This is a genomic window from Planococcus halocryophilus (assembly GCF_022489025.1).
Taxonomy (GTDB): domain Bacteria; phylum Bacillota; class Bacilli; order Bacillales_A; family Planococcaceae; genus Planococcus; species Planococcus halocryophilus_A.
In genome coordinates this window covers 19,314-27,530 of sequence record NZ_JAKVTG010000024.1, presented here as the reverse complement: position 1 = coordinate 27,530, position 8,217 = coordinate 19,314, and the positions used below count along the sequence as shown (strand labels likewise).

The window sequence follows — 8,217 nt, the reverse complement described above, 5'->3', positions numbered from 1 at the left end:
TGGAGGCATCGGAGCATGATGGAAGAAAAGAAAGCGGAAATTCCTGCTATCGAAATATTGCCGCCGGTTCATAAGTTTTGGTATGAGACGCGCGGCGGAGATATAACCGTTTATCGCTTGCGCCTTATGTCAGCCGAACAGATTGCCGCACATGGCTTAGAGAAGTATATGCCGGAACGAGGCGAGAGCAATGAATAATGAGCTATGGCGATTAGAAGAAGGATGGCTTGCAGGCTATACGGAAGACGCGGAGCTTATAAGGAGCATACGCCGCTATAAAGAGCCTAAAGGATGGCGCATTATGGCAACTTATTCGAGCGGAGCAATGCAGTATAAGATACCCGCCGAACAAAGACGAAGTGCTGAGCGCCTATTTGCCGTAAGTATTCAATAGCAGGTCTGAGGCGTTTAAATGCGTTTTAAGACGTTTCAATATTTCTAGTTACAAACACATTAGTGAAATAAAAAACGTGCTTAAAACGGCTTAAAACGTCTCAAAACTGTCGTATGCACGCATAAAAACGAAGGGGTAAACGAATATGCCAAGAAAACGACGCAATGAAGTAAACGGAGCACCGAAGAAGCCGGCGCGCTACGATGATGCAACGCCTCACTGGATACGAGCGCTTGTAGAAGAAGTAGAAGAGATTGCCGATGCAATTCCCGGCGAACGTCGATGGCAAACGCCTAAGCACGTATATTTACAATTCAGCGAAAAAGACGAAGTAAAGGAGCGAAAGCGTAATGCAGTTATTCAGAGGCAAAGGGAGCGACGCGATTCCCGCAGATAATACGCAAAAGCTAGAAGGCTATGCCGCCGGCAATATACGCATAGAGCGGCTACCCGATTACAGGCGCGTAGAGATTATTCTTATTGCTTGCGATACCGGCGAGACAATATTCAAAGCGCATTATAAGACGCAATTAAAGAGCGACTATGCCGCGTATGAAGACGCAAAAATCCGCATCAACGATTATCTAGTAGAGGAAAAACTCGTATTGCATGACGAGCTCACGACGAATGCCGAACTACCAACCATTACAACGCATTTACGGGGTGGCAGATGGTAAATGATATACGCGCTTATTGCCATATGTCTATTGCCAGCATTATCTACTGCATTCGTAAAAATATGCACGCCGAAGAAAACAAAAACTAAAAGGGGAAATGAATAATGAATCACGAACAGCAAATTAATAAAGCAGTTGCAAAGTTTAGAAATGACGTAGATAAAATTCGCACTAGCGAAAATCCGTATTACAAAGATAAGGACGTGCAAGACTATGAAATTAAAGCGCTTAGAGCCGAGCTTGACGCAAAAGTTGCCGAACTATCCAACGCCCACGACCAAGCCATTGCGCAAGAAATCGAGCAAGCAGAATCACAAGCAAAAACGGCTAGGTTCTATACGACGGAAACGGAAAGACAGCAAACCGATTACGCGCTAGACTCGTATATTGCCGATATTACGATGGCGCGCACGGATGCCGATAAGTATGCGGCATATAATCGCTTTGAATCGCGGCTCGACGGTATGAGCGAAGGAGCGCTTGCTATCTTGCGTTTGAAATTGCCCCAAGCACTTAGCCGCGTCAATGGCGACGAGATTGCGCTTAACGACTTGCGCAAGGTAAACGATACGCTTGCCGAAATGAAAACGCCGGAGGAGCAACGTCTTGACGAGCTTAAAGCGAAGAAGCGCGTAGGAGCCGCTCAAGACTACCGCAGATTACGCTTTACGCATCCCGCATACAGCCACTTGCGCGATAATCAGCATAGCGGCTCTTTCATGCGCGGAAATTAAAGAACAGCCGAGCAAGGGCGCAACTAGAGCGCCTTTTGCCGGTATACATAATGCTTACGCAAAGTAATACGCAATGACAAAGTTAAACGCCTTAGAATCGCAATCTCAGCGACATGCTTGCTATACATATTGACTTTGCCGATAATCTTACGTTAGAATTACAGCAATACTCGAAATTGACGTTTAGATTAACGGCTAACTACCGCTATGCAACCTTGTGAAGATTCCGGTTCTTGAAATGGAGGTTCGATTCCTTCCGAGGGCATTCTAAAACTAACAGACTCTGTTCACCTAACTAGGTGAACAGAGTCATTTTTGTGTAAAAGAAAATAGTGTGGGCTATGTGTTTACTATATTAAAAGCAAAGGGTATAGCCAGAAAAAATGAAAAGAATTGAAAGGATGGGAACAATGTTTACTTTATATACTCGCGCTAACTGTCCACTTTGTGATGAAGCTAAGTTGATGATTCAACTTGTTAATGAAGACATCCCATTTTCTTATACGGAAGTAGATATCGAAAGTGATGATGTTTTACACGAAAAGTACATGCTAATGATTCCGGTATTAGAAAAAGATAACGAAATATTATTATACGGCAATATTGGTTATGTAGAATTAGTAGAAGCGTTAGAAAATTAACGCTTCTTTTTGTTTGCAATTAAAAGAAAGATTGGGTAGAATGAATTTAGTGGGACGCAAAATTAACAAGTGGGACGAAAATTGTCCAATCAGAACGGAGTGAAAATATGGATGCATTATCTGTCGCTCAGCAAAAGCTGATGCCGGAAATGTCCGAACTCCTAAAAAAACGTTATCAAATTTTACAAATAATAAGTTTAGAACAGCCAATTGGCAGACGAACCTTGTGTGAGGTTGCCGGGGGCACAGAACGTGAAATCAGGAAAGAAACAGACTTACTGAGAAATCAGCAGTTGATCGAGATGAAGACGGCAGGTATGAAAGTTACTTCGCAAGGAATGGAAGTGCTAGACAGACTAAAAGTGTTTATCCGCGAAATTTCTGGACTGACAGACATGGAAGTACAGTTGCAATCGATTTTAGGAATCTCGAAAGTAGTTATCTTGCCTCAAAATTCCGATGAAATTCCAGCTGTGAAATCCCACATCGGCAAAGAAGCAGCCAAGTTACTTGAAACCGTTTTTGGTCGCTACAAGAAAATTGCCGTAACTGGCGGCAGTACGATGGCCGCTATTTCTAAAGAATTATCGATTGGGAAATCTGATCGAGCTCTTCAGTTCATCGCAGCACGTGGTGGACTTGGAGAAGATGTTTTGCACCAAGCCAATACCATCGCAGCGGCATTTGCTGAAAAAACAGGTGGTTCTTTTAAAACACTTTATTTGCCGGATCACTTAAGTGCAGAGGCATTTGAAATGATGATGAAAGAACCTGTTATTAAAGAGATGATGGACTTGTATGATCAAACGGATGTTGTTGTCCATGGGATTGGCGATGCGGAAGAAATGGCGGTTCGCCGTCACTCTTCTTTAGAAGAAGTTGAAATGATTCGTTCAGGCGGAGCGGTGAGTGAAGCTTTCGGCTACTATTTTGATAAAGACGGAAAAATTGTTTATCGTATCCGCACAGCGGGCATTCAATTAGAGCAGGTGCAAAAAGCAAAAACCGTTTTAGCAGTTGCTGGTGGTGAATCTAAAGCAAGAGCGATTTTGTCTTATGCTAAAAATGCAGCCAGTCCGACAGTGTTGATCACAGACGAGGGTGCTGCACGAAAAATTATCGAACTAACTAAAAAATTGGAGGAATTATAAATGACTTTAAAATTAGCAATTAACGGATTTGGACGTATTGGACGTATTGTATTTCGTCAAGCTTTAACAAATGACGAAGTAGAAGTGGTAGCAGTAAACGATTTAACAGATGCAAAAATGCTTGCACATCTTTTGAAATACGATTCAGTTCACGGGATTTTAGATGCTGAAGTTTCAGTTGACGGAGATAACATTGTTGTTAACGGCAAAACAATCCGCGTATTTTCTGAAAAAGATCCAGCAAACCTTCCTTGGGGCGAGCACGGCGTAGACATCGTTGTTGAATCTACTGGATTCTTCACAGATGCTGCTTCTGCTTCTAAACACATCGAAGCTGGCGCGAAAAAAGTAATCGTATCTGCTCCAGGTAAAAACGGCATGAAGACACTTGTTATGGGTGTAAACCATGAAACGTATGACCCGAAAGAGCATAATGTTATTTCTAACGCTTCATGTACAACAAACGGTCTTGCAGGAATGGCAAAAGTATTGAATGAACGTTTTGGCATCAAACACGCAATGATGACAACAATTCATTCTTATACAAATGACCAAATTCTTTTAGACTCTCCGCACAGTGACTTCCGTCGTGCGCGTGCAGCTGCAGAATCAATGATTCCGACAACAACTGGAGCAGCTTTAGCAGTTGCAAAAGTATTGCCTGAATTAGAAGGCAAAATTGATGGGATGGCAATCCGCGTTCCAACACCAAACGTTTCACTTATCGATTTAGTTGCTCACCTTGAAAAAGATGTAACTGTCGAAGACGTAAACAATGCGTTAAAAGAAGCTTCAGAAAACGAATTAAAAGGCTTGATGGATTACAGCGATCTACCGCTTGTTTCTAGAGACTATAACGGCAACACAGCATCAGCTACAATCGATGGCCTTTCAACAATGATGGTTGGCGACAACATGGTTAAAGTTCTTTCTTGGTACGATAACGAGTCTGGTTACTCTAGCCGTTGTGTAGACCTTGCGCTTCATATGTACAAAACGGGATTGTAATCCCGAAATTATAGCTTAATTACCAATGAACCTCTATAATAAAAGAGGGTAAAAGGGGCGGGGAACTTACCCCGCTCCTTATTTTTTTGAATACAAATAGGAGGTATTTTCATGCAGCAGAAAATGACCATGAAAGATTTGGATTTAAAAGGGAAACGCGTATTTTGCCGTGTCGACTTTAACGTACCGATGTCAGAAGGCAAAGTCACGGATGATACAAGAATCCGTGCAGCTGTACCAACAATCGAATACTTAGTCGAACAAGGTGCAAAAGTAATTTTGGCTAGTCATTTAGGTCGACCAAAAGGCGAGGTCAATGAAGAAATGAGACTTGCTGCAACAGGTGTTCGTTTAGGCGAATTGTTACATAAAGATGTGAAAAGCCTGGACGAATCAATTGGTGAAAAAGTTGAACAAGAAATTTCATCGATGCAAGAAGGCGATATCGTTTTACTTGAAAATGTTCGTTTCCATGCAGGTGAAGAAAAAAATGAAGAAGAACTTTCAAAAGCATTTGCATCACTAGCAGATGTATTCGTCAATGACGCATTTGGTGCAGCTCACCGCGCACATGCTTCGACAGCAGGTATTGCAAGCCACTTACCAGCCGTATCAGGCTTATTGCTAGAAAAAGAGTTAGATGTTTTAGGTAAAGCGTTATCTGAGCCTGATCGTCCGTTTACGGCAATTATTGGTGGTGCGAAAGTTAAAGACAAAATTGGTGTTATTGAGCACTTGTTAGACAAAGTGGATAATTTAATCATTGGCGGAGGGTTATCGTATACGTTTATCAAAGCGCAAGGCTATGAAATCGGAAACTCTCTTGTTGAAGAAGACAAATTAGACTTGGCTAACTCGTTTATCGAAAAAGCAAAACAAAAAGGCGTTAAATTTTATTTGCCGGTAGATGCAACTGTAGCTAACGAATTTTCAAAAGATGCTGAAACAAAAAGTGTGAAAATCACAGAAATTCCAGCAGACTGGATGGGACTAGACATCGGTCCTGAAACGGTTGCATTATATGCAGATGTTATTAAAAATTCGAAATTGATCATTTGGAATGGACCAATGGGTGTTTTTGAAATGCCAGCATTTGAAAATGGGACAAAATCTGTTGCACAAGCCATGGCTGAAACTTCAGGTTACACAGTAATCGGTGGTGGAGATTCAGCAGCAGCTGTTGAAAAATTCGATGTAGCTGAGAAAATGGACCATATCTCTACTGGCGGAGGCGCTTCACTAGAGTTTATGGAAGGCAAGGATCTACCGGGCGTTAGCGCATTAACCGATAAATAAATCGATCAATTGAAAGGGAGTGCTTTTATGAGAAAACCAATTATTGCAGGAAACTGGAAAATGTATAAAACAGCGTCAGAGGCAAAACAATTTGTGGAAGAAGTAAACGGCTTAGTGCCGAATACTGAAAAATTGGATGCTGTTATTTGCGCACCAGCGTTATTCTTAGCGCAACTCGTCGTTTCTTCAGAAGAAAGCGCGCTTCAAATCGGCGCACAAACAATGTCTGAACAAGACGAAGGTGCTTTTACAGGGGAAATCAGTCCTGTACAATTAGCGGATATTGGCGTTAAATACGTCATTATTGGTCACTCAGAACGCCGCCAATATTTCAATGAAACGGACGAATCAGTAAATCAAAAAGTCAAAGCCGCTTTTGCTCATGGTTTAGTTCCGATTTTATGTGTCGGTGAAACACTTGAACACCGTGAAAATGGTGAAACAGGATCTGTTGTCGAAGCTCAAGTAGAAAAAGGGATTTCTGGATTGTCTGAAGAGCAAATTGCGCAGTTAGTCATTGCGTATGAGCCTATTTGGGCGATTGGTACAGGAAAAACGGCTACTGCTGAAGATGCAAACGAAGTTTGTGGGATTGTCCGCAAAAAAGTTGCCTCATTGTATGAAGATCAAACAGCTGAACAACTTCGTATTCAATACGGTGGCAGTGTAAAACCTGCAAATGTTGTTGAATTGATGGGTATGGAACATATTGACGGAGCATTAGTTGGCGGTGCCAGCTTAGAAGTCGAGTCTTTTGTTAAGTTGTTGGAGGCTGGTTCAAATGCGTAAAACCGAACATCCAGCGGCGCTCATCATTTTAGATGGATTTGGTTGTCGTGAAGAAACTTTCGGAAATGCAGTTGCACAAGCAAACAAGCCAAATTTTGACCGACTTTGGGAAACCTACCCGCATGAAATGCTGACAGCTTCAGGTGAAGCTGTCGGGTTGCCGGATGGTCAAATGGGCAATTCAGAAGTTGGCCATTTGAACATTGGTGCTGGGCGCATCGTTTACCAAAATTTGACGCGTATTAACAAAGCGATTCGTGATGGTGATTTTTTTGAAAACCCTGCATTTCTTGAAGCCATTGCTAATGCTAAAAACAATGGCAAAGCACTTCATATTTTAGGGTTATTATCAGATGGCGGTGTACACAGCCATTACTCACATCTTTTCGCGTTATTGAAACTTGCAAAACAACAAGGATTAACTGAAGTTTTTGTTCACGGTTTTCTCGATGGACGAGATGTAGGACCGAAATCTGCGCTTGAATATGTAGAGGAAACAGAAAAGCAAATGCAAGAAATCGGTGTCGGTAAGTTTGCTTCGATTAGCGGACGATATTACGCAATGGACCGTGACAAACGATGGGAACGTCTAGAATTAGCGTACCGAGTGTTAATTGACGGAGTTGGCAAAACAGCAGAATCGGCAAAGGCAGGCATTATGTCTTCCTATGATGAAGACGTTGTAGATGAATTTGTTGTACCATTTGCGATTGAGGAAGATGGAAAGCCAGTTGCAACAATCGATTCTGAAGATTCGTTAATTTTCTTCAACTTCCGACCAGACCGTTCAATTCAACTGACTTCAGCGTTTATTCGTGAAGATTTTAGTGGATTTTCAGTAAGCGATAAACATCCTGAAAACTTAAGCTATATCACATTTACTTCTTATAGCGAAGAATTACCAACGCGTGTGGCGTTCGACACATTGAACTTAGAAAACACGATTGGTGAAGTTTTATCTTCTCATGGCTTAACTCAATTACGTATCGCAGAAACCGAAAAATATCCACACGTAACATTCTTTATGAGCGGCGGTCGCGAAGAAGTCTTTCCAGGCGAAGACCGAATTTTAGTCGATTCACCGAAAGTAGCGACTTATGACTTGCAGCCAGAAATGAGTGCTTACGAAGTAACCGATCGTCTAGTTGAGCAAATTGAAGCGGGCGCACACGATGCGATCATCTTGAACTTTGCAAACCCAGACATGGTTGGTCATAGTGGCATGCTCGAACCGACAATGCGTGCTATCGAAGTGGTAGACGAATGTCTGGGTCGTATAGTAGATGCGCTACACGCACAAGGCGGTTCAGCGGTAATTACGGCTGACCATGGTAACGCTGACGAAGTTCGCACGTTAGAAGGGCTACCAATGACGGCACATACGACCAATCAAGTACCGGTAATTTTAACGAAATCAGGTTATGAACTTCGCAAAGGTGGCATTCTTGCCGACTTAGCACCAACTATTTTGAAAATGCTAGATGTTGAACAACCGGTTGAAATGACCGGAAAACCATTATATTAAAG

11 protein-coding genes are annotated in these 8,217 nt (G+C 42.2%); all 11 read left to right on the top strand.

The features are described 5' to 3' along the window. Positions 1 to 198 (top strand): hypothetical protein (locus tag MLE13_RS17235; RefSeq protein ID WP_240751019.1); only part of this gene is annotated, 198 nt, incomplete at its 5' end. Next, complete coding sequence (locus MLE13_RS17230; protein ID WP_240751018.1) at positions 191 to 394, top strand: hypothetical protein; 204 nt, start codon at positions 191 to 193, stop codon at positions 392 to 394. The genes MLE13_RS17235 and MLE13_RS17230, both read left to right, overlap by 8 nt. Positions 395 to 539: 145 nt before the next feature. Next, positions 540 to 791 (top strand): hypothetical protein, encoded by a 252-nt coding sequence (locus MLE13_RS17225; protein ID WP_240751017.1) that lies wholly within the window; start codon positions 540 to 542, stop codon positions 789 to 791. Further along, on the top strand, positions 745 to 1,071 hold the full coding sequence (locus tag MLE13_RS17220; RefSeq protein ID WP_240751016.1) for a hypothetical protein: 327 nt from the start codon (positions 745 to 747) through the stop codon (positions 1,069 to 1,071). Before MLE13_RS17225 ends, MLE13_RS17220 begins: the two co-directional genes overlap by 47 nt. 104 nt (positions 1,072 to 1,175) lie before the next feature. Then, positions 1,176 to 1,805: a hypothetical protein gene (locus MLE13_RS17215; protein ID WP_240751015.1), complete on the top strand. Its 630-nt coding sequence runs from the start codon at positions 1,176 to 1,178 to the stop codon at positions 1,803 to 1,805. A gap of 410 nt (positions 1,806 to 2,215) precedes the next feature. After that, a complete protein-coding gene (locus tag MLE13_RS17210; RefSeq protein ID WP_240751014.1) occupies positions 2,216 to 2,446 on the top strand; it encodes a glutaredoxin family protein in 231 nt (76 codons plus the stop codon). 107 nt (positions 2,447 to 2,553) lie between these two features. After that, positions 2,554 to 3,597, top strand: coding sequence for a sugar-binding transcriptional regulator (locus tag MLE13_RS17205; protein WP_240751013.1), 1,044 nt, complete (start codon positions 2,554 to 2,556; stop codon positions 3,595 to 3,597). After that, the gene (gene gap / locus MLE13_RS17200) at positions 3,598 to 4,605 is read left to right on the top strand and encodes a type I glyceraldehyde-3-phosphate dehydrogenase (protein ID WP_240751012.1); all 1,008 of its coding nucleotides are present in this window, start codon (positions 3,598 to 3,600) and stop codon (positions 4,603 to 4,605) included. It begins immediately after the preceding gene. A 111-nt stretch (positions 4,606 to 4,716) separates the two neighbouring features. After that, entirely contained in the window at positions 4,717 to 5,901 is a 1,185-nt protein-coding gene (locus tag MLE13_RS17195; RefSeq protein ID WP_240751011.1) for a phosphoglycerate kinase, read from the top strand. A gap of 27 nt (positions 5,902 to 5,928) precedes the next feature. Next, positions 5,929 to 6,690: a triose-phosphate isomerase gene (gene tpiA / locus MLE13_RS17190; RefSeq protein ID WP_240751010.1), complete on the top strand. Its 762-nt coding sequence runs from the start codon at positions 5,929 to 5,931 to the stop codon at positions 6,688 to 6,690. Then, positions 6,683 to 8,215, top strand: a complete 1,533-nt coding sequence (gene gpmI, locus MLE13_RS17185; RefSeq protein WP_240751009.1) for a 2,3-bisphosphoglycerate-independent phosphoglycerate mutase — start codon at positions 6,683 to 6,685, stop codon at positions 8,213 to 8,215. The genes tpiA and gpmI overlap by 8 nt, the downstream gene beginning before the upstream one ends. The last annotated feature ends 2 nt before the right edge of the window (positions 8,216 to 8,217 follow it).

Bases quoted from the DNA above. Each gene is read 5' to 3' on its own strand.
- MLE13_RS17225 (WP_240751017.1), top strand. From the start codon at position 540: ATGCCAAGAAAACGACGCAATGAAGTAAACGGAGCACCGAAGAAGCCG.
- MLE13_RS17195 (WP_240751011.1), top strand. From the start codon at position 4,717: ATGCAGCAGAAAATGACCATGAAAGATTTGGATTTAAAAGGGAAACGC.
- MLE13_RS17230 (WP_240751018.1), top strand. From the start codon at position 191: ATGAATAATGAGCTATGGCGATTAGAAGAAGGATGGCTTGCAGGCTAT.
- gap (WP_240751012.1), top strand. From the start codon at position 3,598: ATGACTTTAAAATTAGCAATTAACGGATTTGGACGTATTGGACGTATT.
- MLE13_RS17210 (WP_240751014.1), top strand. From the start codon at position 2,216: ATGTTTACTTTATATACTCGCGCTAACTGTCCACTTTGTGATGAAGCT.
- MLE13_RS17220 (WP_240751016.1), top strand. From the start codon at position 745: ATGCAGTTATTCAGAGGCAAAGGGAGCGACGCGATTCCCGCAGATAAT.
- MLE13_RS17215 (WP_240751015.1), top strand. From the start codon at position 1,176: ATGAATCACGAACAGCAAATTAATAAAGCAGTTGCAAAGTTTAGAAAT.
- tpiA (WP_240751010.1), top strand. From the start codon at position 5,929: ATGAGAAAACCAATTATTGCAGGAAACTGGAAAATGTATAAAACAGCG.
- MLE13_RS17205 (WP_240751013.1), top strand. From the start codon at position 2,554: ATGGATGCATTATCTGTCGCTCAGCAAAAGCTGATGCCGGAAATGTCC.
- gpmI (WP_240751009.1), top strand. From the start codon at position 6,683: ATGCGTAAAACCGAACATCCAGCGGCGCTCATCATTTTAGATGGATTT.